General features: G+C 30.0%; 1 protein-coding gene. It reads right to left on the bottom strand.

What is annotated here, in order from left to right:
• On the bottom strand, nt 1-287 hold a 287-nt coding region (locus tag FD06_RS02560; protein WP_156403084.1), incomplete at both ends, for an IS3 family transposase.

Below are 287 nucleotides of genomic sequence, written 5' to 3'. Positions count from 1 at the left end.
TTACATTGTAAACCGTATTTATGCATGATTCTTTGAACACATTTATGATTTACTACTTTATTGTTATTTCGTAGATGGGCAGTAATTCTACGATATCCATAGGTTTTATGTTCACTCACCGCTTTTTTTACTTCGGATTCGATAAGTTGCTTATCTAAAGATAGCGTAGCTTTCTTGTGATAATAATAACTGCTTCTTGGAATTTTTAAAATACGTAGAATACTAGATAATGCGGTTTGATGAAAACTTTGATTAATAATTTCTACAGCTTGATATTGATCATGCTT

This window comes from Apilactobacillus ozensis DSM 23829 = JCM 17196, assembly GCF_001435995.1.
GTDB lineage: Bacteria > Bacillota > Bacilli > Lactobacillales > Lactobacillaceae > Apilactobacillus > Apilactobacillus ozensis.
The sequence above is the reverse complement of the archived record's forward strand: the minus strand, read 5'-3'. Positions and strand labels throughout refer to the sequence as shown.